23 protein-coding genes are annotated in these 24,909 nt (G+C 64.3%); 15 read left to right on the top strand and 8 right to left on the bottom strand.

What is annotated here, in order from left to right:
• Nucleotides 1-59: 59 nt before the first annotated feature.
• The gene (locus tag shn_RS17465) at nucleotides 60-911 is read left to right on the top strand and encodes a MurR/RpiR family transcriptional regulator (RefSeq protein ID WP_245337319.1); all 852 of its coding nucleotides are present in this window, start codon (nucleotides 60-62) and stop codon (nucleotides 909-911) included.
• Nucleotides 912-954: 43 nt separating this feature from the next.
• On the opposite strand, the gene iolG is transcribed toward shn_RS17465, so the two are convergent.
• Nucleotides 955-1,956, bottom strand: a complete 1,002-nt coding sequence (iolG, locus tag shn_RS17460; RefSeq protein ID WP_064331541.1) for an inositol 2-dehydrogenase — start codon at nucleotides 1,954-1,956, stop codon at nucleotides 955-957.
• Between the two features lie 115 nt (nucleotides 1,957-2,071).
• Here iolG and shn_RS17455 point away from each other — a divergent pair, with 115 nt between their 5' ends.
• The 9 genes from shn_RS17455 to shn_RS37620 all read left to right on the top strand — a co-directional run bounded on the left by shn_RS17455 (nucleotide 2,072) and on the right by shn_RS37620 (nucleotide 12,434).
• Nucleotides 2,072-3,262, top strand: a complete 1,191-nt coding sequence (locus shn_RS17455) for a Gfo/Idh/MocA family protein (RefSeq protein ID WP_064332679.1) — start codon at nucleotides 2,072-2,074, stop codon at nucleotides 3,260-3,262.
• A gap of 94 nt (nucleotides 3,263-3,356) precedes the next feature.
• Nucleotides 3,357-5,198: a 3D-(3,5/4)-trihydroxycyclohexane-1,2-dione acylhydrolase (decyclizing) gene (iolD, locus tag shn_RS17450; RefSeq protein WP_064331540.1), complete on the top strand. Its 1,842-nt coding sequence runs from the start codon at nucleotides 3,357-3,359 to the stop codon at nucleotides 5,196-5,198.
• 14 nt (nucleotides 5,199-5,212) lie between these two features.
• The gene (locus tag shn_RS17445) at nucleotides 5,213-6,022 is read left to right on the top strand and encodes an SDR family oxidoreductase (protein WP_064331539.1); all 810 of its coding nucleotides are present in this window, start codon (nucleotides 5,213-5,215) and stop codon (nucleotides 6,020-6,022) included.
• 19 nt (nucleotides 6,023-6,041) lie between these two features.
• Nucleotides 6,042-7,094 carry a sugar phosphate isomerase/epimerase gene (locus shn_RS17440; RefSeq protein WP_064331538.1) on the top strand — a complete coding sequence of 351 codons (1,053 nt, stop codon included), beginning with the start codon at nucleotides 6,042-6,044 and terminating at the stop codon, nucleotides 7,092-7,094.
• A 12-nt stretch (nucleotides 7,095-7,106) separates the two neighbouring features.
• Nucleotides 7,107-8,282, top strand: coding sequence for a Gfo/Idh/MocA family protein (locus shn_RS17435; protein WP_245337318.1), 1,176 nt, complete (start codon nucleotides 7,107-7,109; stop codon nucleotides 8,280-8,282).
• A 169-nt stretch (nucleotides 8,283-8,451) separates the two neighbouring features.
• Nucleotides 8,452-9,384, top strand: coding sequence for a sugar ABC transporter substrate-binding protein (locus tag shn_RS17430; protein WP_064331537.1), 933 nt, complete (start codon nucleotides 8,452-8,454; stop codon nucleotides 9,382-9,384).
• Nucleotides 9,385-9,446: 62 nt separating this feature from the next.
• Nucleotides 9,447-10,988: a sugar ABC transporter ATP-binding protein gene (locus tag shn_RS17425; protein WP_064331536.1), complete on the top strand. Its 1,542-nt coding sequence runs from the start codon at nucleotides 9,447-9,449 to the stop codon at nucleotides 10,986-10,988.
• Between the two features lie 29 nt (nucleotides 10,989-11,017).
• A complete protein-coding gene (locus shn_RS17420) occupies nucleotides 11,018-12,040 on the top strand; it encodes an ABC transporter permease (protein WP_064331535.1) in 1,023 nt (340 codons plus the stop codon).
• Nucleotides 12,041-12,155: 115 nt separating this feature from the next.
• Nucleotides 12,156-12,434: a hypothetical protein gene (locus tag shn_RS37620; RefSeq protein ID WP_084438121.1), complete on the top strand. Its 279-nt coding sequence runs from the start codon at nucleotides 12,156-12,158 to the stop codon at nucleotides 12,432-12,434.
• 60 nt (nucleotides 12,435-12,494) lie between these two features.
• On the opposite strand, the gene shn_RS17415 is transcribed toward shn_RS37620, so the two are convergent.
• The 6 genes from shn_RS17415 to shn_RS17390 are packed head-to-tail and all read right to left on the bottom strand — an operon-like array spanning nucleotide 12,495 to nucleotide 17,189.
• Entirely contained in the window at nucleotides 12,495-13,124 is a 630-nt protein-coding gene (locus tag shn_RS17415; protein WP_064332677.1) for a 3-oxoacid CoA-transferase subunit B, read from the bottom strand.
• Nucleotides 13,121-13,825: a CoA transferase subunit A gene (locus shn_RS17410; protein ID WP_064331534.1), complete on the bottom strand. Its 705-nt coding sequence runs from the start codon at nucleotides 13,823-13,825 to the stop codon at nucleotides 13,121-13,123. The genes shn_RS17415 and shn_RS17410 overlap by 4 nt, the downstream gene beginning before the upstream one ends.
• A 44-nt stretch (nucleotides 13,826-13,869) precedes the next feature.
• A complete protein-coding gene (locus tag shn_RS17405) occupies nucleotides 13,870-14,868 on the bottom strand; it encodes a branched-chain amino acid ABC transporter permease (RefSeq protein ID WP_064331533.1) in 999 nt (332 codons plus the stop codon).
• Between the two features lie 12 nt (nucleotides 14,869-14,880).
• The gene (locus shn_RS17400; protein WP_064331532.1) at nucleotides 14,881-15,744 is read right to left on the bottom strand and encodes a branched-chain amino acid ABC transporter permease; all 864 of its coding nucleotides are present in this window, start codon (nucleotides 15,742-15,744) and stop codon (nucleotides 14,881-14,883) included.
• Between the two features lies 1 nt (nucleotide 15,745).
• Nucleotides 15,746-16,450 carry an ABC transporter ATP-binding protein gene (locus tag shn_RS17395; protein WP_145925956.1) on the bottom strand — a complete coding sequence of 235 codons (705 nt, stop codon included), beginning with the start codon at nucleotides 16,448-16,450 and terminating at the stop codon, nucleotides 15,746-15,748.
• Entirely contained in the window at nucleotides 16,443-17,189 is a 747-nt protein-coding gene (locus shn_RS17390) for an ABC transporter ATP-binding protein (protein WP_245337317.1), read from the bottom strand. The genes shn_RS17395 and shn_RS17390 overlap by 8 nt, the downstream gene beginning before the upstream one ends.
• Nucleotides 17,190-17,348: 159 nt before the next feature.
• Between shn_RS17390 and shn_RS17385 the strand changes: the two genes are divergently transcribed.
• Nucleotides 17,349-18,974: a bifunctional 3-(3-hydroxy-phenyl)propionate/3-hydroxycinnamic acid hydroxylase gene (locus shn_RS17385; RefSeq protein WP_064332674.1), complete on the top strand. Its 1,626-nt coding sequence runs from the start codon at nucleotides 17,349-17,351 to the stop codon at nucleotides 18,972-18,974.
• 35 nt (nucleotides 18,975-19,009) lie between these two features.
• On the top strand, nucleotides 19,010-20,290 hold the full coding sequence (locus shn_RS17380) for an ABC transporter substrate-binding protein (protein ID WP_064331531.1): 1,281 nt from the start codon (nucleotides 19,010-19,012) through the stop codon (nucleotides 20,288-20,290).
• A gap of 41 nt (nucleotides 20,291-20,331) precedes the next feature.
• Here the strand turns inward: shn_RS17380 and shn_RS17375 are convergent, their stop codons facing one another.
• Complete coding sequence (locus tag shn_RS17375; RefSeq protein ID WP_064331530.1) at nucleotides 20,332-21,015, bottom strand: GntR family transcriptional regulator; 684 nt, start codon at nucleotides 21,013-21,015, stop codon at nucleotides 20,332-20,334.
• A 186-nt stretch (nucleotides 21,016-21,201) separates the two neighbouring features.
• On the opposite strand from shn_RS17375, the gene shn_RS17370 reads away from it, so the two are divergent.
• The 3 genes from shn_RS17370 to shn_RS17360 all read left to right on the top strand — a co-directional run bounded on the left by shn_RS17370 (nucleotide 21,202) and on the right by shn_RS17360 (nucleotide 24,908).
• The gene (locus shn_RS17370; RefSeq protein ID WP_064331529.1) at nucleotides 21,202-22,083 is read left to right on the top strand and encodes a fumarylacetoacetate hydrolase family protein; all 882 of its coding nucleotides are present in this window, start codon (nucleotides 21,202-21,204) and stop codon (nucleotides 22,081-22,083) included.
• Nucleotides 22,084-22,128: 45 nt separating this feature from the next.
• Complete coding sequence (locus shn_RS17365; protein ID WP_064331528.1) at nucleotides 22,129-23,088, top strand: VOC family protein; 960 nt, start codon at nucleotides 22,129-22,131, stop codon at nucleotides 23,086-23,088.
• 362 nt (nucleotides 23,089-23,450) lie between these two features.
• On the top strand, nucleotides 23,451-24,908 hold the full coding sequence (locus shn_RS17360) for an amidohydrolase family protein (RefSeq protein ID WP_206362182.1): 1,458 nt from the start codon (nucleotides 23,451-23,453) through the stop codon (nucleotides 24,906-24,908).
• The last annotated feature ends 1 nt before the right edge of the window (nucleotide 24,909 follow it).

Raw genomic sequence — 24,909 nt, 5'->3', positions numbered from 1 at the left:
TGCCACGAGTGAAGCAATCGGATCAGCCGCCACCGCGAACAGCGAACTACGAGACGTTCGTGAACATCGTAACGGAGGCCTATCCGGAGCTAAGTGATCGCTTCCAGCAGGTTGCTCGCTATATCACGCAAAATCCCAATGTCGTGGCGATGCAATCGATCAACTTCATTGCGGATGAGTGCGGTGCGCACCCCTCGATCCTTGTGCGATTTGCCCAGCATTTTGGTTTTTCGGGTTTCAAGCAGCTTCAGACGGTTTTCCAGAGCCGGCTGTCGACGGCTGCACCCGGCTACCGGGAGCGGATCAGCGCGCTTGACGTCGACCTGGAAAAGAACAAGCGCAAGGGCAATCTCGGCTTCCTCCACGACCTGGTCGTGCGGGACATTGCGACCTTGCAGGAATTGCTGAACGTAACGACGGAGGAAAGCCTCGCGCAGGCCGCCCGGGCGCTGAAGAACGCCAACACGATCTTCATCGCAGGCCAGTTGCGTTCGGAGCCGATCGCGAAATTCCTGCGCTACGTTCTGTCCATGTTGCAATGTCGGGTCATCCTTCTCGATCCCGCCGGTGGCCTCGCGCCGGAAATGGCGCAGGTCATGGGCAAGAAGGACGTGCTCGTCGCGATCGCATTCAGGCACTACGCCAAGGAAGTGGTGGCGATCGCCGACGTCGCCGCGCAGAACGGGACCCCCATGGTGGCGATCACCGACAGCCAGCTTTCGCCGCTCGCCAAGAATGCCAGCGTGCTTTTCACGATTCCGGAGGATGAGTATTCGTTCTCGCGTTCGCTTGCGGCGCCGATGTGCCTGACACAGGCGATTGCGGTGGCGCTTGCCGCGCTGCTTCAGGACGACAAGAAGGGATCGCCCAAGATCCCGACGGTTACGGGCAACCAGCGCCGCAAACCGTAGGGACGGGCGACCGCCGGGTCAGCCGAGCCGGCGGTCGTGGAGGTCAGGCGCGGATTTCCCGGATGTTCACGAAGCGGCCTTCCGCGAGGGAGAGGTTCGCCGCTTCTGCGAGCGCCAGGGACTTCTCGCCATCCTCGAAGGTCGCGTCCGGCGTCCTGTTCTCCTCGACGCATTTCAGGAAGGATTCGAGCCCGAGGGTGAAAGCCTCCGCGTAGCGTTCGATGAAGAAGTTGAGATAGGGTTCGCCCACGCCGGTCGCGGTGGCGCCGAACCGTTCGAGTTCGTGGGCCTTGCGGTTGCCGGAGATCACCATTCCCTTCGAGCCGAACAGTTCGACACGCTGGTCGTAGCCGTAGACGGCGGCCCGGGAATTGTTGATGTGGCAAAGCTTGCCGCTTTCCGTGCGCATCACCACCATGACGGAGTCGAGGTCGTTGAGTTCGGCAAGCGTCGGGTCGATGAGGGTGCTTCCCGTGGCGAACACCTCCACCGGCTCCTCATCCAGCATGAAGCGGGCAAGGTCGAAGTCGTGGATGGTCATGTCCTTGAAGATACCGCCCGACGCCTTGAGATAGTCGCGGGATGCGAGGCCCGGGTCGCGGGAGGTGATGACGACCTGCTGCAGCTCGCCGATCTCCCCGGCGCGCGCCGCATCGCGCGCCGCCCGGTGTCCCGGGTCGAAGCGGCGGTTGAAGCCGATCTGGATCGGCCCGGAAAAGCCGCCGATGGCTTGGCGGCAGGCAGCCACCCGGGAAAGCGACAGGTCGATCGGCTTTTCACAGAAGATCGCCTTTCCCGCCCTCGCGGAGGCTTCGATGAGATCCGCATGGGTGGGTGTGGACGTCGCGATCAGCACGGCGTCTGCCTGGGCGATGGCCTCCTCGGCACTCGCCGCCACCGCGCAGCCGTAATGGCGCCCGACCTCCTCTGCCGCAGCCCCGATCGGATCATATACGACGGCGAGTTCAGCACTCGGCGCGCGCGCAACGGTGGCGGCATGCATTTTCCCAATTCGCCCGCAGCCGAGCAGTGCGATCTTGATCATCGGGTTCCTCCAAAAGACCGGTTACAGGTTGTGCAAAATTTGTTGCGCTTGTGATAATCCGTCAATAATAATTCTGCAAGAGCGATCTGTCGCAGGATTGAAGGAGGAGACGAACATGACGCAGCACGGGCAGGACGAGCATTTTCTACAGCCGGAAAGAAGGCTGCGCCTCGGCGTCGTCGGGGGCGGGCAGGGCAGTTTCATCGGCAAGGTGCATGCGCGCGGCGCGCGCCTTTCGAACCGCTGGGATGTGGTCGCCGGGGCCTTGTCGTCACGTCCCGATGTGGCCCGCGCCTCCGGGCGTGAATGGTTGCTCGCGGAGGATCGCATCTACTCGGATTATCGCGAGATGGCCGAGCGCGAGGCCGCGCGCGCCGACGGGATCGATGCCGTCGCGATCACGACGCCGAACAATTCGCACCACGCCATCGCTGTCGCCTTCATGGAAAAGGGCATCGATATCATCAGCGACAAGCCGTTGACGACCAACCTGCCGGATGCGCTTGATCTGGTGCGCCGCCAGCAGGAGACGGGGCTCGTCTTCGGCGTCACCTATGCCTATGCCGCTTATGCCATGGTACGGCAGGCGCGCGAGATGGTGCGCAGCGGTGCGCTCGGCGCGCTGCAGCAGGTGCATGTCGAATATTTCCAGGAATGGGCGCTGACGCCGCCAAAGGATGCGGGCGCCGGTGCGCAATGGCGCATCGATCCGGCCGTCGTCGGCCCGGCCTTCACGACCGGGGATATCGGCACCCATTGCCATCATCTCGGCGCCTTCGTTTGCGGACGCCCCGTGACGCGCCTCAGGGCGGAGTTCCATACGCTCGGCCCGGACAAGCCGCTGGAGGACACCGCCTTCATGCATGTTCGCTACGAGGGCGACATCCCCGGCACCATCATGATCTCGCAGGTGGCGGCCGGAACGCATTGCGGTATCCGCCTTCGGGTGTTCGGGGAAAAGGCGAGCCTCGAATGGAACCAGGAAGAGCCGGAACTCCTGCACTTCCGCCCCTTCGCCGAGCCCGCGCGCATCCTGACGCGCGGCGAGGGCAGTGGTATCGGCATTCATGCGGCGCGCTTCATCCATATGCCGCGTGGCCACCCCGAAGCACTGAGCGATGCATGGGGCAATCTCTACGAAGAACTTGCAATTGCCATCGAGGCCCGCCGGGCGGGGCGCGCCATTCCGGAAGGCCTGCTGGAATATCCGACCGTGCTCGACGGCGCCCTGGGCGTGCGGTTCGTCGAGGCGGCCGCAGCGTCCAGCAGGGCGGGCGGGGTGTGGTTGGATTGCACGCTTGCGTGACTCATTTCACAAGCAGTCTTGCAATATTTAAATTCTTGCAATAAAAGTTCCGCAGTTCGATCGGCACCGTTACGCCGGTCAAGGGAGGTTTCTTATGTCCACGATCCGCCTGACCATGGCGCAAGCCCTGGTGCGCTATCTCTGCAACCAGTTCACCGAAATCGACGGCAAGCGCGAGCCGCTTTTCCCGGGCGTCTTCGCCATTTTCGGCCACGGAAACGTCACCTGCCTTTCCGAGGCGCTGGAGGCGGTGAAGGATACGCTTCCGACCTGGCGCGGCCAGAACGAGCAGTCGATGGCGCTGGCCGCCATCGGTTTTGCCAAGGCGACGCGCCGCCGCCAGATCATGGTGGCGACCAGCTCCATCGGCCCCGGCGCGCTGAACATGGTGACGGCGGCCGGCGTGGCGCATACCAACCGCCTGCCGATCCTGCTGCTTGCCGGCGACAGCTTCGTCAACCGCCGGCCCGACCCGGTGATGCAGCAGGTCGAGCATTTCGGCAATCCGACCACGACCGTCAACGATGCCTTCAAGGCCGTGACGCGCTACTGGGACCGCATCACCCATCCCGAGCAGATCATCGCCTCACTGCCGCAGGCCGTCGCCGTCATGCTGGACCCGGCCGATTGCGGCCCGGCTTTCATCGGCCTGCCGCAGGATGTGCAGGAAATCGCCTGGGACTATCCGGAAAGCTTCTTTGCGCCGACCGTCCACAAGATCCCGCGCCCCCGGCCGGATCGCGACAGCCTTGCCGAGGCCGTTCGCGTGCTCAAGGCGGCGAAACGTCCGCTCATCATTTCCGGCGGCGGCGTGCGCTATTCCGGCGCGGAAACGGCGCTGGCCGACTTCGCAGAGAAGCACGGCATCCCGCTCTGCGAGACCATTGCCGGCAAGGGCACCGTCACCCATGACCACCCGGCCCATGTCGGCCCCATCGGCATCGTCGGCTCGACCTCGGCCAATGCGCTGGCCGGCGAGGCCGACGTGGTGCTCGCCGTCGGCACGCGGCTCATGGACTTCACCACCGGCTCCTGGACGGCCTTCTCGCCCGACGCTCGCTTCGTCTCGATCAACGCGGCGCGCTGGGATGCCAACAAGCACCGCGCCGTCGCCGTCGTCGGCGATGCGCTGGAAACGGTGGGTGAACTGGAAGCCGCCATCGGCGACTACAAGGCCGATAGCGCCTGGACGAAGAAGGGCGAACTGGAGTTCGCCAAGTGGAACGAGGCGCTCGACGGCTACCAGAAGCCGACCAATGCGCCGGTGCCGACCTATGCCCAGGTCGTCGGCATCGTCAATGCCAAGGCCAAGGATCGCGATCTCCTCATCACGGCCGCCGGTGGCCTGCCGGGCGAGGTGATGAAGAACTGGCGCGTGAAGGCGCCGCACACCTTCGATTGCGAGTTCGGCTTCTCCTGCATGGGCTACGAGATCGCCGCCGGCTGGGGCGCGGCCATGGCCGATCCCACCCGCACGCCCATCGTCATGATCGGCGACGGCACCTACATGATGATGAACTCGGACATCTATTCGACCGTGCTGTCCGGCCACAAGATGATCCTCATCGTCTGCGACAACGGCGGTTATGCGGTCATCAACCGCCTGCAGAACGCCAAGGGCACGCCGGGCTTCAACAACCTCCTGAAGGATTGCCGCGTCAAGGAGCCGTTCCCCGTCGACTTCATCAAGCATGCCGAGGCGATGGGGGCTCTGACGCGCCGCGTCGAAAGCCTCGCCGATCTCGGCGACGCCGTCGAATGGGCGCAGACCACCGACCGCACCACCGTGCTGACCATCGTCTCCGATGCCTTCACCTGGACGCCGGGCGACGCCTGGTGGGATGTGGGCGTACCGCAGGTAAGTGAGCGGGCGGAAGTCAACGCCGCTGCCGCCGACCAGCAGGCCGGCCGCAAGAAGCAGCGCGTCGGCGTCTGAGGGGGAGCGGGTCCATGACAGCGCAACTTGCAGGAAAAATCGCGGTCATCACCGGAGGCACCCAGGGTCTGGGTGCGGCAACCGCCCGGCTCTTCGCCGAGCGGGGCGCCGAAGGCATCGTCATCTGCGGCCGTTCGGCCGAAAAGGGCGCGGCACAGGTGGCCGCGCTGGAAAAGCTCGGCGCCAAGGCCGTGTTCGTCGCCGCCGATCTCGGCAAGGTCGAGGATTGCCGGGCCGTCATCGCTGCCGCCGACCGGGCGTTCGGCCGGCTCGATATCCTCGTCAATGTCGCCGGCGCCACCAACCGGGGCAACATCCTCGAAACGACGCCCGAACTGTTCGACATGCTGTTTGCGGTCAACACGCGGGCGCCCTTCTTCCTCATGCAGGAGGCGATCCGCCTCTTCCGTCGCGAGGATGTGGCCGGCACGATCGTCAATATCTCCTCCATGTCGTCGATGGGCGGCCAGCCGTTCCTTGCCGCCTATTGCGCCTCCAAGGGCGCGCTCGACACGCTGACGCGCAATACAGCCTATGCGGTGCTGCGCAACCGCATCCGCGTCAACAGCCTCAACATCGGCTGGATGGCCTCGGAAGGCGAGGACAAGACGCAGCGCCTGCTGGACGGCCAGCCGGACGATTGGCTGGAAAAGGCCGCTAGCGCCCAGCCGAACGGCCGTCTCATCGATCCCGACGAGGTCGCCCGCGCCATCGCCTTCCTCGCCTCGGCGGAATCCGGGCTGATGACCGGCGCGATCGTCAATTTCGACCAGGGCATCTGGGGCGCTTACGACGGCGTGCCCCATCCCGCCGCACCGCTTTGAATTTCGATTGGAAACGGACATGAAGACCATCAAGGGACCCGGCGTGTTCCTCGCACAGTTCGCTGCGGACGAAGCGCCCTTCAATACGCTCAAGGGGCTTGCCGGTTGGGCTGCAGATAAAGGCTTCAAGGGCGTCCAGATACCGACCTGGGATACCCGCGTCATCGATCTTGAGCGCGCGGCCGAAAGCCAGGACTATGTCGACGAGTTCAAGGGCGTGCTCGCCGAGCACGGTCTGGTCGTCACCGACCTCGCATCGCATCTCCAGGGCCAGCTCGTCGCCCTTCATCCCTCCTTTGACCTGCCGGCCGATTCCTTCGCGCCGAAGGCCGTTCACCGCAATGCGAAAGCACGCCAGGAATGGGCGGTTCGCCAGCTTCTGGCCGCGGCCAAGGCCTCCCGGCGTTTCGGCCTCGACCGCCACACCACCTTCAGCGGCACGCTGCTCTGGCCCTACCTCTATCCCTATCCGCAATGGCCGGACGGCCTGATCTCCGACGGTTTCGACGAACTGGCGCGCCGCTGGCGGCCGATCCTCGATGCCTTCGACGCCGAAGGTGTCGACGTCTGCTACGAGATCCATCCGACCGAGGACCTGCACGACCGCCTGACCTTCGAGATGTTCCTGGAGCGGGTCGACAACCATTCCCGCTGCAACATCATGTACGATCCGAGCCATCTCGTGCTGCAGTCGATCGACTACCTGACCTATATCGACCACTACCACCAGCGCATCAAGACCTTCCACGTCAAGGACGCCGAGTTCCGCCCGACGGGCAAGACCGGCGCCTATGGCGGCTACCAGCCCTGGGTGAGCCGCGCCGGGCGCTTCCGCTCACCGGGCGACGGGCAGGTGGATTTCGGCGCGATCTTCGCCAAGCTGACCGGCTACGATTTCGACGGCTGGGCCGTGCTCGAATGGGAGTGCTGCCTGAAGAACTCGGAGGACGGCGCCGCCGAAGGCGCGCGCTTCATCGCCGACCACATCATCCGCGTGTCGGATCGCGCCTTCGACGATTTCGTCAAGTCCGGCGCGGACCGTTCCGTCAATCATGAAATCCTGGGTATCTGAGGAAAAAAGGGCATGGCGAACACGAACTTGTCCAATCGCAGGCTGCGCCTCGGCATGGTCGGCGGGGGTAAAGGGGCCTATATCGGCGGCATCCACCGCTTTGCCGCGCGCCTCGACAACCACTACGACCTCGTCGCGGGGGCGTTCGACGTCGATGCGGCGCGCGGCCACGCCTTTGCGGCCGAGAATTTCATCGCGCAGGATCGCTCCTACGGCGACTATGCCGCGATGGTCGAGGGCGAGCGCGATCGGGAAGACCGGATCGACGTCGTCGCGATCTGCACGCCGAACCACACGCACTACCCCATCGCCAAGGCCTTCCTCGAAGCCGGCATCGACGTGATCTGCGAAAAGCCGATGACGACGACGCTGGAGGATGCCGTCGCGCTGCACGAACTGGCGCAGCAGACCGGCCGTTTCCTCGGCGTCACCTATACCTATAGCGGCTATCCGATGGTGCACGAGGCCCGCGCCATGGTGGCGCGCGGCGATATCGGCAGGGTGCGGGTCGTGCAGGTGGAGTACCCGCTGGAATGGATGGCGACCGGAATCGAGCTTCAGGGCAACCAGCAGGCGGCCTGGCGCACCGATCCGAAGAAGAACGGCCGCGGCGGCTCCATCGGCGATATCGGCACCCATGCCTATCATCTCGCCGGTTTCGTCACCGGCCTTAAGGCCGAGGCCATCGCCGCGGACCTTGCGACCTTCGTCGAGGGCCGGGCGCTGGACGACAACGCCCATGTGATGATCCGCTACGAAGGCGGCGCGCGCGGGCTGCTCTGGTCCTCGCAGGTGGCGATCGGCCAGTCGAACGGCCTTCGCCTGCGCGTCTTCGGCGAGACGGGCAGCCTCGCCTGGCATCAGGAACATCCGAACGAACTGGGCTTCACCAAACTCTTCGGCGCGCCCGAGACGATCAAGCGGGGCCGCGACGATCTTTCGGAGGACGCGCGTGCCCGCACGCGCACCCCGCCGGGCCACCCCGAGGGGTACATCGAGGCTTTCACCAACCTCTATTCCGGCTTCGCTGCCATCATTCGCGCCAATGCGGAGGGAAGAGCGGCAGGACCGATGGGGGAGGGCATCCCGGCTTCGTATGATGGTCTCAAGGGTGTGGCTTTCGTCGACGCCGTCGTCGACAGCCATGAAAAGCACAATGGAGGATGGCTTGCACCGCGCTTTGCCTGAGGTAGCGCACGGCTGACATTCGGCACTCCCTGGGAGTGTCATGGAACACGAGAGATGGATCGGGCCGAAAGGCCGTTTGATCCGGGAGACAGCGTCTCCCGGCACTGGCGAAGCTTTGATCTTTAACAAGGGCGACAAGGGGTCGACCTATCCAAGAGGAGGAAATGCAATGAAGAAATATCTTATGGGTGCTGTCGCGGCTCTCGCGCTGATGTCCGGCTCGGCGCGTGCCGAAACCATCGGCGTCGCGATGTCCCTGTTCGACGACAACTGGCTCACCGTTCTCCGGCACGGCATGGAAGACTACGGCAAGACGCTCGACGGCGTGGAAATCCAAATGGAAGACGGGCAGGGCGATATCGCCAAGCAGCAGAGCCAGGTGGAGAACTTCATCGCATCCGGCGTCGATGCCATCATCATCATGCTGGTCGACGCCGACTCCGGCGCTGCGATTTCCAAGACCGCGGCAGCGGCCGGTGTCCCGCTGATCTTCGTGAACAATGCACCGTCCAATGTCGACAGCCTTCCGGACAAGCAGGCGTTCGTCGGCTCGAACGAAGAGCAGGCCGGCACGCTCGAAACCGAAACCGTCTGCAAGAGCCTGGGCGGCAAGGGCAGCGTGGTGATTCTCCAGGGCCAGCTCGGCACGACCGGCCAGCGCGGCCGCACGAAGGCCACGCATGACGTTCTCGCACGGCCCGAATGCAGCGACATCAAGGTTCTCGACGAGCAGACGGCCAACTGGATGCGCACGCCCGCCCTCGACCTGGTCAGCAACTGGCTTTCCGCCGGCCTGGAATTCGATGCCGTGATCGCCAACAACGACGAAATGGCCCTCGGCGCCATCCAGGCGCTGAAGGCCGCCGGCAGGTCGATGGACAGCGTCGTCGTGGCGGGCGTCGATGCGACCCAGGACGCCCTGACCGCCATGCAGGCGGGTGATCTCGACGTCACCGTCTTCCAGAACGCCGTCGGCCAGGGGAGGGGCGCCATCGATGCCGCGCTGAAGATCGCCAGGGGCGAGACGGTCGAAAAGAAGACCTACATTCCCTTCGAACTCGTCACGCCGGAGAACGTCGCCGATTACGCGACGAAGAACTGATCCGATCCTCGGGAGCGCCGTTCACGGCGCTCCCGCTCAAGGTGGCAGGATGGGAGGAGGAAGTGATGATAAGTCCGGGTACAATGGCGGCGGTTCGTGCCAGCGGAGCCGTTCCGAATTCGGAGTTTCTCTTGGAGGCAGAGGGGGTCCGCAAGGCATTCCCGGGGGTCGTGGCGCTCGACGATGTGCAGTTCAAGCTGAAGCGCGGCACCGTGCATGCCCTGATGGGGGAGAACGGCGCCGGCAAATCGACGCTGATGAAGATCCTCGCCGGCATCTATACGCCCGACCACGGTGAAATCCGGCTGCGTGGACACGACATCGAGCTCAAGTCGCCGCTCGATGCCTTGGAGAACGGCATCGCCATGATCCATCAGGAACTCAACCTGATGCCCTTCATGACCGTTGCGGAGAACATCTGGATCCGCCGCGAGCCGAAGAACAGGTTCGGCTTCGTCGATCACGGCAAGATGAGACGGATGACGGCGGAGCTGTTCAAGCGGCTCAAGATCGACATCGACCCGGAAACGGAAGTGCGCCACCTCTCGGTCGCCAGCCGGCAGATGGTTGAGATCGCCAAGGCCGTCTCCTACGAGAGCGACGTGCTCATCATGGACGAGCCGACCTCGGCGCTGACCGAGCGCGAGGTCGAGCACCTCTTCGAGATCATCCGCGATCTGCGCAGTCACGGCATCGGCATCGTCTACATCACCCACAAGATGAACGAACTCTTCGAGATCGCCGATGAGTTCTCGGTGTTCCGCGACGGCAAGTATATCGGCACACATGCTTCTTCAGATGTGACGCGCGACGACATCATCCGCATGATGGTCGGCCGCGAGATCACCCAGATGTTCCCCAAGGAAGAGGTGCCGATCGGCGACGTCGTGCTGTCGGTCAAGAACCTCACCCTCAAGGGCGTCTTCCACGACGTGTCCTTCGACGTGCGCGCCGGCGAAATCCTCGGCCTCGCCGGCCTCGTCGGCTCGGGCCGCTCGAACGTTGCCGAAACGATCTTTGGCGTCACGCCGGCAAGCTCCGGGACGATCGAGATCAACGGCAAGCCGGTCGATATCGACAGCCCGAACACCGCGATCCGCAACCGCATGGCGTTCCTGACGGAAGACCGCAAGGACACCGGCTGCCTGCTGATCCTCGACGTGCTCGAAAACATGCAGATCGCCGTGCTTCAGGACAAGTTCGTGAAATCGGGCTTCGTCCAGGAACGGGAATTGAGCCGGGTCTGCGAGGAAATGAGCCGCAAGCTGCGGGTCAAGACGCCCAATATGTACGAACGCATCGAGAACCTGTCGGGCGGCAACCAGCAGAAGGTCCTGATCGGCCGCTGGCTCCTGACAAATCCGCGCATCCTGATCCTCGACGAGCCGACGCGTGGCATCGACGTCGGCGCCAAGGCGGAAATTCATCGTTTCGTCACCGAGCTCGCCCGCGACGGTGTCGCTGTCATCATGATCTCGTCGGAACTGCCCGAGGTGCTCGGCATGAGCGACAGGATCATGGTCATGCACGAAGGGCGCGCCACCGGCTTCCTCGATCGTGCCGAGGCGACGCAGGTGAAGGTCATGGAACTGGCGGCGCGCTAGGCGCGACACTCGATAAAGGGAGAAGAAGAATGAACACCAATGTGACGGCCGGTGACACGCCAGCAGGGATGAACACGACGCGCCGGCGGTTGCCGCCGGAGCTGAACATCTTTTTCGTCCTGATCGGAATCGCCCTTGTCTTCGAGGTGCTTGGCTGGATTTTCGCCGGCCAGAGCTTTCTGATGAACAAGCAGCGCCTCACGATCATGATTCTTCAGGTCTCGGTCATCGGCATCATTGCCATCGGCGTGACCCAGGTGATCATCACCGGCGGCATCGATCTCTCGTCCGGTTCCGTGGTCGGGATGACCGCGATGATTGCGGCCGGCTTTGCGCAATCATCGACCTGGGGCCGGGTCATCTACCCCTCCCTGACCGACCTGCCGGCAATTGTTCCCATCGGTGTTGGCCTTCTCATCGGCATTCTGGCCGGATTGATCAATGGCGCGTTGATCGCGTACACGCGGATTCCTCCCTTCATCGCGACGCTCGGCATGATGGTCTCGGCGCGCGGCGTTTCCAAATGGTACACGAAGGGACAGCCGGTTTCGGGCCTGACGGACCAGTTCAGCTTCATCGGTTCGGGGATTTGGCCCGTCGTCGTCTTCCTGGTCGTTGCGGCCGTGTTTCACATTGCGCTTCGATACACCCGCTATGGCAAGTTCACCTACGCCATCGGTGCGAATGTGCAGGCGGCGCGCGTGTCGGGCATCAATGTCGAGAGACATCTGGTCAAGGTCTACGTCGTCGCCGGCATGCTTGCAGGGTTGGCGGGTATCGTCACCGCAGCGCGTGCACAAACGGCGCAGGCCGGCATGGGCGTCATGTACGAACTCGATGCGATCGCCGCTGCCGTGATCGGCGGAACGTCGCTGGCGGGCGGCGTCGGCCGGATTACCGGGACAGTCATCGGTACGGTCATTCTCGGCGTCATGACCTCGGGCTTCACGTTTCTGCGTGTCGACGCGTATTATCAGGAGATCATCAAGGGTGCGATCATCGTGGCCGCTGTCGTAACCGACGTCTACAGACAGAAGAAGCGCAAGGTCTAAGGGAGATAGTAAATATCGGCCCACCAAGCCTGATGATGCGCAGCCGTGCAGCGCTGTCGCCGTACTGCTGCGCATCGCTAAAATCCCGAAATCACTCCCGCTGGGATGACCTCGCGTGCCCACCATTCAAAAGCTGAAAGAACAGATTGCCCGTGGAGAGCACTCGTTCGGCGTCGAGCAGCAACGAGCACTTAGCCTTTTGTTCGATCACCCTGACGTAGCCGCGTTCGGACGACTGCCATCCGTGGCGAACCGTTGCGGCGTCTCCCAAACGACTATTGTGCACTTGGCAAAGAAAGCCGGATTTCTCGGGTTCAAGGAAATGCGCGCGGCATTTCAGCGTCACCTTCTTGAGCGGTCATCGTACTGTTCCCCCCAAGGATCGGTTGATTAGTCCCCCTGCTATCGTTTTTTCGCGACCGTGAGGGTCTGGATAAGCCTCGTGTCCTGGGCGCTACCCGACGATGGACGCCTCGGTTGCGGCGCGCAGGTCTGCTTCGCTCACGCCGTCGGCAAGCTCGATGAGCTTCAACCCGCCGGGCACCACGTCGAGCACGCCGAGATTGGTGATGATTCGGTCGACCACGCCCTTTCCGGTCAGCGGCAGGGTGCAGGCCTTCAGCACCTTGGACTCGCCCTGCTTCGAGGTATGATCCATGACGACGACGACGCGGCCGACGCCGGCCACGAGATCCATCGCGCCGCCCATGCCCTTGACCAGCTTGCCCGGGATCATCCAGTTCGCGAGGTCCCCCGTTTCGGAGACTTCCATCGCGCCGAGGATCGCCATGGCGATCTTGCCGCCGCGGATCATGGCGAAGGACTGGGCGGAATCGAAGAAGGCCGTCTGCGGCAATTCGGTGATCGTCTGCTTGCCGGCATTGATGAGGTCGGCATCCTCCTCGCCCTCGAAGGGGAATGGCCCCATGCCGAGCATGCCGTTTTCGGACTGGAGCGTCACCTCCACGCCATCGGGAATATGGTTGGCGACCAGCGTCGGGATGCCGATGCCGAGATTGACGTACCAGCCGTCCTGCAACTCCTGCGCCGCCCGCGCTGCCATCCGGTTTCGATCCCACATCAGACGGTCTCCTTCTTGCGGGTGGTGCGCTGCTCGATGCGTTTTTCGTGCTGTCCCTGTATGAGGCGGTGCACATAGATGCCCGGCAGGTGGATATGGTCGGGATCGAGGCTGCCGAGCGGCACGATTTCCTCGACCTCGGCCACGCAGACCTTGCCGCAGGTGGCGGCCGGCGGGTTGAAGTTGCGCGCGGTCTTGCGGAAGACGAGGTTGCCCGAGGGGTCGGCCTTCCAGGCCTTGACGATCGAGAGGTCGGCGACGATCGACCGTTCGAGGATATGGGTCCTGCCGTCGAAATCCTTGTGTTCCTTGCCCTCGGCGATCACCGTGCCGACGCCGGTGCGGGTGTAGAAGCCGGGAATGCCGGCCCCGCCGGTGCGCATGCGCTCGGCCAGCGTGCCCTGCGGGGTGAATTCCAGCTCCAGTTCGCCGCTCAGATATTGCCGCATGAATTCGGCATTCTCGCCGACATAGGACGAGATCATCCGCTTGACCTGACGGCTTTCCAGAAGAATGCCGAGGCCGAAGCCGTCGACGCCGGCATTGTTGGAGGCGATGGTCAGCCCACGCGTGCCCGCCCTGTGGAGGGCGGCGATCAACAGTTCCGGGATGCCGCACAGGCCGAAGCCTCCCGCGGCGATGGTCATGCCGTCGAACAGCAGGCCGGACAGCGCGCTGTCCGCATCGGGGTGAACTTTCTTCATGGGCAGATCCTGTGGTCGTCTGAAGGGAAGGGATGCGGGTTCGCTTACGGCTTGCGTTCGGTCGGCATGAGCGACCAGCCGAAACGGTTCTCGACCAGCCCCCAGAGCCCCTTTCGGGAGAACAGCATGACGAGGATGGCGAGCGAGCCGAGGACGATCAGGTAGATCGCGCCGAGATCCGCCATCATCTCGCGCAGCAGGAAATAGACGATCGCGCCGATCACCGCGCCTTCCAGCCGGCCGATGCCGCCGATGACCACGGCGAAGATGACCATCACCGTCCAGTCGTTGAGGCTGAAGGCGGCGCTCGGCGAGATGCGCAGCTTCTGAAGGAAAATGACCGCGCCGAGGCCGCCCGACATGGCGGCGATGATCACATAGGTGACGAACCGGGTGCGCCAGATGTCGATGCCGAGCGAGGCGGCCGCCAGCCTGTTGTCGCGCACCGCCATCAGGGCAAGGCCTGCCCGTGAGCGCAAGAGCCCGTAGGCCCCGAGGAGCGTGGCGAGGCTGAGGCCCGCCACGAGCCAGAAGACGATGGTTTCACGCAGTTCCTTGCTGGCCGCGATGGCCTTGACCGATGCGGCCGGCAGCGACATGCCCGCGCCGCCGCCGAGCGCGGGGATCATGGCGAAGACGAGCAGCACGGTTTCGGCCGCGACCCATGTGCCGACCGCGAAATAGGCCCCGTCCAGCCGGAACAGCAGGGGCGCGAACACCGCCGCCAGCGCGCCGGCGGCAACGATCGCCAGCGGGATCGCCAGATAGGGGGAAAGACCCGCATGGGCGCACAGCACGAAGAGCGCATAGCCTCCGAGCCCGACAAAAGCCTGCTGGCCGACGGACAGCAGTCCGGCATAGCCCGCGAGCAGGTTCCACAGGACGGCGAGCGCCAGGAAGCTCAGGAACTCGCTGAACAGCCTGAGTTCCGCGCGGCCCGCCCAGAACGGCGCGGCGGCGACGGTGAGCACGAGAAGCAGTGCGACGAGCGCGCGCGCATCGGGGCGGGCGTATCTCTTCGTGGTTTCGGCAAGTGTTGTCATGGTCGTACCCCGTCAGGCTGTCTTGGGGAAAAGGCCGCGCGGGCGGATGGCGAGGATCAGGAAGAAGACGATGTGGCCGGCGAGAACCTGGAACTGCGGCGAGATCTGTGCTCCGAGCGACTGCGCCACACCGAGAATGAGGCCGCCGGCCAGCGTTCCCCAAAAGCTGCCGAGGCCGCCGATGATCACGGCTTCGAAGCCGAAGAGCAGCCGGGCCGGGCCGGCGAAGGGGTCGAAGTTCGACCGCATGGCGAGGAAGACGCCGGCAATCGCGATGGTTGCAAAGCAGAGCGCCGTCGCCAGCGCGAAGAGATGCGGGGTCTTCACGCCAATCGCGGTCGCAGTCTCCGGATCGTCTGATGTGGCGCGGAAGGCCCGGCCGATGGCCGTCCTGGCGAAGAGCGTTTCCAGCCCGAAGATCAGCGCGACGGCGACCGAAAGCGTCAGGAGCGGCAGGACCCCGATATTGACGCTGCCGAGCGCGAGGCTTGCCGTCTCCATGTTTCCGGACGGCAGGCGCAGCGCATTGCTGGTGAAGGCGGAGAGCAGGCCGTTCTGGATGATGACCGCCACGCCGAAGGTCACGAGCAGCGGCGGCAGGATGTCGTCGCCGAGGGTGCGGGTCAGCACGACCCGTTGCAGGGCGTAGCCCAGTCCCGCCATGACTGGCACCACGATAAGGAGCGTGGCCAGCGGATGCCAGCCCGTCGCCACCAACACGGCATGGGCCATGTAGGCGGCGAGCACGATGAAGTCGCCGTGGGCGATGTTGACCAGCCGCATCACCCCGAAGATCAGCGACAGGCCGATGGCGAACATGGTGTAGAGGCCGCCGAGAAGCAGGCCCTGAAGGATCGGATCGAGCAGGCTTGCCATGTCACTCTCCGAAATAGGCGACGGTGATATCGTGTTTGCCGATGGCGGCCGTGGGCCCCTGCAGGGCTTTGCGGCCCTCGCGCAGGCAGATGAGCGTGTCCGCGGTCTTGCGCACCCGGTCGATATCCTGCTCGACGAGGATGGCGCTGATCCCGGATCCGACGATTTCGGGCATGGCGGCATAGACGTCGTTGATCACGACGGGGGCGAGGCCGAGCGAGATCTCGTCGAACAGGATGAGGCGCGGGTTCGCCACGAGCGCGCGGCCGATGGCGACCATCTGCTGCTGTCCGCCGGAAAGCGACAGCGCGGGCTGGTTGCGTTTTTCCTCAAGGATGGGAAAGAGCCTGTAGAGCTTGCCGAGATCCCAATGGCCCTTGCGTCCATGGTCGGCCGCGAGGCGAAGGTTTTCCTCCACCGAGAGCGAGCGGAACAGGCGGCGGCCCTCCGGCACCAGGGCGAGGCCGAGCCGGGCGAGCGTGTTCGCCGCCGCGCCGCCGATGGGCTTGCCCTGGAAGTGCACCGTGCCCTTCGAGCGCGGCAGAAGCCCCATGATGGCCTTGAACAGGGTGGTCTTTCCCGCGCCGTTCGCACCGATGAGCCCCATGACGTGCCCCTGTTGCAGGTCGAAGGAGATGTCGAACAGGGCCTGGAAGTCGCCGTAGCCGGATGACAAGCGGTCTATCGAAAGCAGCGGATCAGGCATGGGTGTTCTCCCCGTCGAGACCGAGATAGATTGCCGCCACCTCGGGGCTCTGCATGATGTCGCGGGGCTCGCCCTCGGCGATCTTCTGGCCGAAATCGAGCACCATCACGCGGTCCACGATGCTGAGAAGGGCGTGCAGGACGTGTTCGATCCAGATGATCGTGACGCCGCTCTCCTTGATGGAGCGGATAAGCTGGATCAGCTCGACGCATTCCGCGTCCGTCAGCCCGCCGGCGATCTCGTCGAGCAGCAGCAGTTTCGGAGCGGTCGCGATTGCGCGGGCCAGCTCCAGCCGCTTGCGGTCGAGCAGGCCGAGTTCGCCCGCCTTCTTCGCCGCCTTCGGCCACAGGCCGGTGCGGCGCAGCGCATCCTCGGCCTGCGGACGGGCGGCCTGTTCGGAAATGCCTTGCGCGAATGTCGCCGCGACGAGGGCGTTTTCGAAGACGGTCAGTCCGGCAAAGGGCTGCGGCACCTGAAACGAGCGGCTGATGCCCATGCGGCAGCGCGCCCGCGCGTCCGTCGCGCCGATGTCCCTGCCCAAAAAGCGGATCGAGCCCGCATCGGGGCGCACGGCGCCGGTCAGGAGGTTGAAAAGGGTGGTCTTTCCCGCGCCGTTCGGGCCGATAATCCCGAGCGCGCAGCCCGGCTCCAGCGCGAAGCTGACGTCCCGCGTCACGGCCAGCGCACCGTAACTCTTGCTCAGGCCCGTTGCCTCGATCGCGGCGGTCGACTGCATCATTCCGCCTCCTCCCCATCGCTTGAACCCGGTGCGCCTCCCAGCGCCGATGACGATAGTGCTAGGACAAGAATGCACTAATTGCAAGATAATATATTTTCTGTTGCATTATCTATCAAACTTTGGCAGGCTGGGAACAGGATGGAGAAAGGGAGGATGGCCATGGCTGGTCCCGCAAGGAAATTCGATTTCGACGTGATCCAGATCGGCTACGGTCCGGTCAGCAAGGCGTCCGCGCTGTTCCTGCAGCGTCTCGGCTGGAGCGTGGGCGTGTTCGAGCGGTGGGAGGAGGTCTATCCCTTGCCCCGCGCGGTCTGCATCGACCACGAGCTTTACCGGGTGCTGCATGCGGCGGGACTGGGCGATGTCGCCGGCCGTGTCTGCAACGACGCGCCGACCTATCGCTGGTTCAACGCGGAATGGAAGGAGCTGCTGGCGATCGACTGGGCGGCCGGATCGATCTCCGGCGGTTCCGAGGTCAACTTCATCCACCAGCCCAGCTTCGAATGGGCGATGGATGCGCGCATCAAGGCGAGCGACGGCATTGCCCTCAACTTCCATTGCGAAGCGGTTGCCTTCCGTCAGGACGACGACGGTGTCGCGGTGACCATCCGCGACACCAAGACGGGCACGACCAGGGACTATACGGCCCGCTACCTGATCGGCATCGACGGCGCCAACAGCTTCGTGCGCGAAAATCTCGGCATCGGGCGCGCCGATCTCGGTTTCGAGGCGGACTGGCTGGTCATCGACTTCGCCCTGAACGGCGGCCTGACCGCCCGCGACCTCGGCATTCCCGAATGCGGCCAGTATGCCAATCCGGTGCGTCCGACCACCATCGTTCCGGGCGGCGTCGAGGCCGACGGGCGCGTGCTGCGCCGGTGGGAGTTCATGCGGCTGCCGCACGAGACGCGCGAGGAGATGGTCGAAGAGGAGAAGGTCTGGGAACTGCTCAATGCCTGGATCAAGCCCGACCAGGGAGAGCTGATCCGTCACGCGCTCTACACCTTCCGCAGCCTCGTCGCCGATACGTTCCAGAAGGGCCGGGTCTTCCTGGCGGGCGACGCCGCCCATGTGATGCCGCCCTTCATGGGGCAGGGCATGTGTGCAGGCCTGCGCGACGTCTGGAACCTCTCGTGGAAGCTGGACCGCGTGATGCGCGGAAAGGCCGATCCCTCGCTGCTCGACACCTACACGCCCGAGCGTGCGCCGCATGTCACCGACGTCATCAGGATCTCGATGTTCCTCGGCTCGATCATCTGCATGCCGGACCCGGAAGAGGCCCGCAAGCGCGACGAGATGTTCCTTGGCGGCAATGCGCCGAAGCCCGCGCCGTTCCCCATCCTGACCGATGGAATGCTGGAGCGGGACGCGCAAGGCCATGTCGTCGCTCCCGCCGGCGAGCTTTCCTGCGCCGGCGCCGTGCGCTTCGGCGGACGGACCGGACGCTATGACGATTTCGTCGCGCCCGGCGGTTTCACGCTGGTGCTGGAGGAGGGGTTCGCCCTGTCCGCCTCGGCGAAGGAGACGTGCCGGCGTTTCGGCATAACGGTCGTCACCATCGCCGACCGCCGTTCCGCGACCGATAGCCAGATCGGCGACACGCAGGGCCAGTTCGGGCGCTTCATGAAGGCGCACGGCATCGGCGCGATGCTGGTGCGGCCCGATTTCTACCTCTTCGGCGGCGCTGCCGACAGCGCGCGGCTCGACCGGATGCTGGCCGATTTCGCCCGCCAGACACAGGCCTTCGGCATGAATGCAGAGCAACGGCAGGCCGAGCCCGTCTGACGGCGGGCCACGCAATCGACAGGGGAGGAGACCCAATGAACAATCGAGGATATACGAGACGCACCATTCTTCGCACCGGCGTCCTGGCCGGCGGCGCGCTGGCCCTGCCGGGCCTTCTCAGCCGCCGCTCCCATGCGCAGTCGCAGACGATCCGCATCGGCTTCGTCTCGCCGCGGACCGGCCCCGTCGCGGCCTTCGGCGCTTCGGACGACTATGTGCTGAAGCAGGTGCGCGCGGCGATCGGCGCCGGCATCGAGATCGACGGGACCACCTATCCCGTCGAGATCATCGTCAAGGACACCCAGTCCAACCCCAACCGGGCGGCCGAAGTCGCCAACCAGCTGATGCTGGAGGACGAGGTGGACCTGATGCTCGCCTCGTCCACCGCCGACACGACCAACCCGGTGGCCGACCAGTGCGAACTGAACGAGATGCCCTGCATTTCGACGGATACGCCCTGGGACGGCCACTTCTTCGGACGCGGCGGCGATCCGTCGACCGGTTTCGACTGGACCTATCATTTCTTCTGGGGCGCCGGCCAGTTGGTCGACTGCTACACCTCGCTCTGGGACCAGCTTTCGACGAACAAAAAGGTGGGCGTGCTCTGGTCCAACGACAGCGACGGGGTTCCGCTTTCCAGCGCCACGACCGGCCTGCCGCCGCTCTTTGCGAAGAACGGCTACGAGGTCGTCGACGCGGGCTTCCACCAGCCGCTGAGCGACGATTTTTCCGCCCAGATCGCAAAGCTGAAGGCCGCCGGGGTGGATATCGTCTCGGGCGTCTTCCTGCCGCCGGACTTCACGACCTTTTGGACGCAGGCCGCACAGCAGGGCTTTCGCCCGAAGGCCGTCACCGTCGCCAAGGCGCTGCTCTTCCCCTCCGCGGTCGAAACCCTCGGCGGCAATGGCAACGGGGTGTCGTCCGAAGTCTGGTGGTCGCCGAACCATCCCTACACGTCCGGCCTGACGGGCATCAGCTCGGCCGATCTCGCCAGGGGCTACGAGGCGGAGAGCGGGCAGCAATGGATCCAGCCGACCGGCTACAAGCACGCGCTGCTGGAAGTGGCCATCGACGTGCTGAAGCGCTCCGGCAATCCGAAGGACAAGGGCGCGGTCCTCGATGCGATCACCAGGACGGACTACAAGTCCATCGTCGGCCCGATTTCCTGGGCCAACGGGCCGGTGAAGAACGCCTGCCAGACCCCGCTCGTCGGCGGTCAGTGGCTGGCTGGAAGCGGCGGGACGTTCGATCTCTCCATCTGTGAGAACAAATCGGCCCCGGAAATCGCCGTGCAGAAGGCCTTCGCGGCCCTTTAGCCTGACCAGGCGCGGACGGCGGGCGGCAGCCCGCCGTTCGCTCAGCCTTCGTGCGCCTTCACGACATCGGATTCGATGAGAATGCGGGTCGTCTTCTCAAGGTGGGCGCGAATGGCGGCCGTCGCTTTCTCCACGTCGCGGCCCACGGCGGCATCGGCGATGTCGCGATGTTCCGACACGAGGTCGCGCTTGGCCCGGTTGAGCGGCACGGACACGCGCCGGTATCGTTCGGACTGGATGAACAGAAGTTCCCGCAGCCGAAGGAGCCAGGGGCTGTCGCAGGCCGCGACGAGCGCTTCGTGGAAGCGCTGGTGCGCTTCCGCCCATGCCTCGCTGACCCTTGCGGGGTCGGCGGGGTCCTGCAGGCTCAACTTGGACAGCTCGAATTGCGTCGCCACGATGCTTGTTTCCCAGCGCAGGTCGCCATTCTGGATCGCATTCTCCAGGCAGAGGCTTTCGATCGTCGCCCGCACGCGGGTGATGTCGCGCAGTTCAGCCTCGGTGATAGGCGCCACGCGAAACCCCTTGCGCGGCTCGGAGACGACCAGGCCTTCCGAGCTGAGGCGTGCAAGGGCTTCGCGCACGGCCCCGAGGCTGAACTGAAATTCCTCGCAAAGATCTGCGATCACGAGCTTCTGTCCCGGCGCAAGACGGCAGGCGAGGATTTCGGCCCGGATCTGCGCATAGGCTTCCGCCGTGAGGCTGCCGCTTTCGGGTCGCGCCATGATCTCTCATTTCCTATTAAGCCTGAAACTCAGATAATCCATCAAATAATATATTTTCGGCATCAGCGCCAGAGCGAGCATGCCGGCTTCCTCATAAAAAGTATGAAATAAGAAATAATATATTTTATGTTGACGAATGTACGCATGTGAGTCAGGATACAGGAAAGCCAACCAAGGAGATTTCCCATGCGCTTCGCGTCCTATCGGCAGAATGGAAAGCAGGGCCTCGCCGTCGCCGTGGGCGATGCCTGGCATGGACTGACGGAGGCCGATCCGGCCTTTCCCGGTACGCTTCAGACCCTGATCGAAACGGGCGGCGAGGCGCTGGCAAAGGCGGGCAACGCCCTTTCTTCGGCGCCTGCCGTGGATATCGATGCCGTGACGCTGCTTCCGCCGCTGTCCCATCCGGAGAAGATCGTCTGCGTCGGCCTCAACTATGTCGACCATTCCGCCGAAAGCGGCTTCAAGCAGCCCGACTATCCGACGATCTTCGGCCGTTTCAATTCGAGCCTCATCGCCCATGGCGCGCCGATCCTGCGCCCGTCCTTCTCCGAGCAGCTCGACTATGAGGGCGAACTGGTCGCGGTCATCGGCAAGGCCGGCCGGGACATCGCCGAGGCGGACGCCCTGGCCCATGTCAGCGGCTATTCGATCTTCAACGACGCTTCGATCCGCGACTACCAGTTCAAGGCACCGCAATGGACGCCGGGCAAGAACTTCGACGATACGGGCGCCTTCGGTCCGGTCTTCGTGACGGCCGACGAACTGCCGCCGGGCTGCGAGGGCCTGCGCCTCCAGACCCGCCTCAACGGCGCGGTGGTGCAGGAGGCGTCGATCTCCGACATGGTCTTCTCGGTCGCCCGGCTCGTCTCGATCCTGTCCGGCTTCATGACGCTGAAGCCGGGCGACGTGATCGTCACCGGAACGCCTTCGGGCGTCGGCCTTGCCCGCAAGCCGCCGCTCTGGATGCGCGACGGTGACACCGTCGAGGTCGAGATCGAGAAGATCGGCATCCTGTCCAATCCGGTGCGCGACCGGGCGACAGCGAAGGCCGCCCTGGTCGCTTGAGCGGCCAAGGTATTTGGCCAAGGTATTTGGGAGGAGGAGCCAGACATGACTGCGATTACCGGCAAGGTCCAGATCGTCAAGCGCCCCGGCGAGCTCGGGGTGCATTCGATGGACACCTTCAACATGGTCGTTCCGGACCTGCGCGTCGCCGAGGACTTCTACAAGGCCTTCGGCCTCGACGTGCGCGAGGAGGGTAACGGCCTCGGGCTTTACACTTTCGGGTCCGATCATCGCTGGGTCAGCATCGGCGAAGGCGGCCGAAAGAAGCTCAACTTCCTGTCCTTCGGCCTCTTCGAGGAAGACTTCGAGCCGATGAAGCGGCGGATCGAGGCCGAAGGGGTGCGCCTGCTGGACGCGCCGCGCGGCTTCGATTCCAACGGCGTCTGGTTCTACGACCACAACGGCGTGCTCATCGAGATCAAGGTCGCGGAAAAGACCTCGCCGGACGAGAAGATGCCGTTCGACATGGCCTCCTGCCCGCCGGGTGTTGCAGGTTCGCCGCAGCGCTCCAAGGCGCCGAAGGTACACCCCACCCGCCTTGCGCATGTGCTGATCTTCACCGCGGATGTGTCGAAGGCCATCGATTTCTACAGCCGGGTCCTCGGCCTGCGCCTGTCCGACCGCTCCGGCGACGGCATCTGCTTCATGCACGGCATCCACGGCTCGGACCACCACCTGATCGCCTTTGCCAAATCCGACGCGCCGGGCCTGCACCATTGCAGCTGGGATGTCGGCTCGATCAACGAGATCGGCAAGGGCGCCATGCAGATGGCGGAGAAGGGATTCCAGAAGGGCTGGGGCCTGGGCCGGCACGTGCTGGGCTCGAACTACTTCCACTATGTCCGCGATCCCTGGGGCAGCTACGCGGAATATTCCGCCGACATCGACTACATCCCGGCGACCTGTGACTGGGAGGCGGGCGACTACCCGCCGGAGGACTCCCTCTATCTCTGGGGCCCGGAACTGCCCAAGGACTTCGTCGTCAATCACGAAGCCGAAGGGTAAGCTATCTGCCGGCGCGGGCGACGGGGATGGCCGAACGACCGCCCAGCCGACACGCTTTGAACAAGCGCTTTCGCCGGGGATAGCGCAATCGGAAAGCGCTCAATCCAATCTCTCCCGATTGCAGACGGCCTTTGCGAATTGTGAAGGTTCGGCCAAATCCCGGACGAGATATTCCATCCATGAAGTGGATTCCCGTTTCCCAAGCCTCGGGGTGACGCCCTCGGGGCATCGTATCGTCTCCGAGTCTTCGGACGCGGGTGCAACGTGCAATGGAAAATCGACTTGTTGGCGGACGGCAAATCGGCTTAACTGGTTGGCAAGCGGTTGACGGATCGCACGTCACAGAGACAAGAGGGCATATCTTGGCGCTTCGTTTCGGAGATAAATACCGCCATCTCGTCCACGGTCTCGATTGCCCGTGTCACAACCCGCAGGCCCAAAAGCTCTTCGCCCGCATCGATGCCGGCCTTTCGCGCCGTTCCGTGCTGAAGGGCATCGCGGCCAGCCTCGCCGCACCGGCTCTGGGCGCGGCAAGCCCGGCTTTCGCACAGGTTTCCGCAAAACCGCTCCTGCTTCGCAATGCCAGCATATTCGACGGAACCGGTAGCCCGCTGATCCGCGGCCAGGGCGTGCTTGTCGAAGGCAGCCGCATCAAGGCGCTGGTTCCCGCTGCCGATACCGTTTCCGATGCCGAGGTGATCGACTGCGGCGGGCGCACGCTGATGCCCGGCATGATCGATGCCCATTGGCATTCGATCCTTGCCGGCATTTCGCAAGTCGCGGCCATGACCGCCGATATCCCCTATGTGCATCTTGTCGCCGCGCAGGAGGCGGAACGGACCGTGCTTCGCGGCTTCACGACGGTCCGCGATGTCGGCGGCCCGTCCTTCGCCCTCAAGAGGGCTATCGATGAAGGACGCATTGCCGGCCCCCGCATCTACCCCTCCGGCGCCATGATCTCGCAGACGTCCGGGCATGGTGATTTCCGCATGCGCACGGAGTTGCCGCGCGCGGCGCAAACCGACCTCAGCGTCGCCGAGCAGGCGGGTATCTCCGCCATCGCGGATGGCGAAGCCGAGGTCTTGCGCCGTGTGCGCGAGCAACTCATGCTCGGTGCCAGCCAGATCAAGATCATGGGCGGCGGCGGCGTTTCGTCGTCCTTCGATCCGATCGATTCGCTCCAGTATACGGAAGCCGAGATGAAGGCGGCCGTATCTGCGGCGGCAGACTGGGGGACCTATGTCTGCATCCATGCCTATACATCCGCGGCCGTTCGCCGGGCGCTCGATTGTGGCGTGAAATCGATCGAGCACGGCCAACTGATCGACGAGGAGACGGTCAAGCGCCTTGCGGACGCGGATGCCTGGTGGAGCATCCAGCCCTTCCTTGCCGACGAGGATGCCAATGCGAAACCGTCGCCGGAGCAACGTGCCCAGCAGGAGCAGATTGCCGGGGGAACGGTGCGCGCCATCGAGCTGGGGAGAACGCACAGGGTCAAGATGGCGCTGGGCACGGACATTCTGTTCAGCCCGACGGGGACTGCGACCCAGGGCCGCCAGCTTGCGAAGTTTGCCCGATGGTATGACAATGCCGAGGTGCTGCGCATGCTGACCGGCGGCAATGCCGGGCTGATGGGGCTCTCGGGGCCGCGCAATCCCTATCCGGCAAAGCTTGGTCACATCGAAGCGGACGCCTATGCCGATCTGCTGGTTTTCGACGGCGATCCGCTCGAGGACATTTCACTGATCGCCGATCCGGAGCGGACGCTGATGCTGGTGATGAAGGATGGCCGCATTCACAAGAATACGCTGCCGGCGTGAA

Source organism: Shinella sp. HZN7, from assembly GCF_001652565.1.
Classification (GTDB): Bacteria; Pseudomonadota; Alphaproteobacteria; order Rhizobiales; family Rhizobiaceae; genus Shinella; species Shinella granuli.
This window is presented reverse-complemented; position numbering and strand designations above follow the sequence as displayed.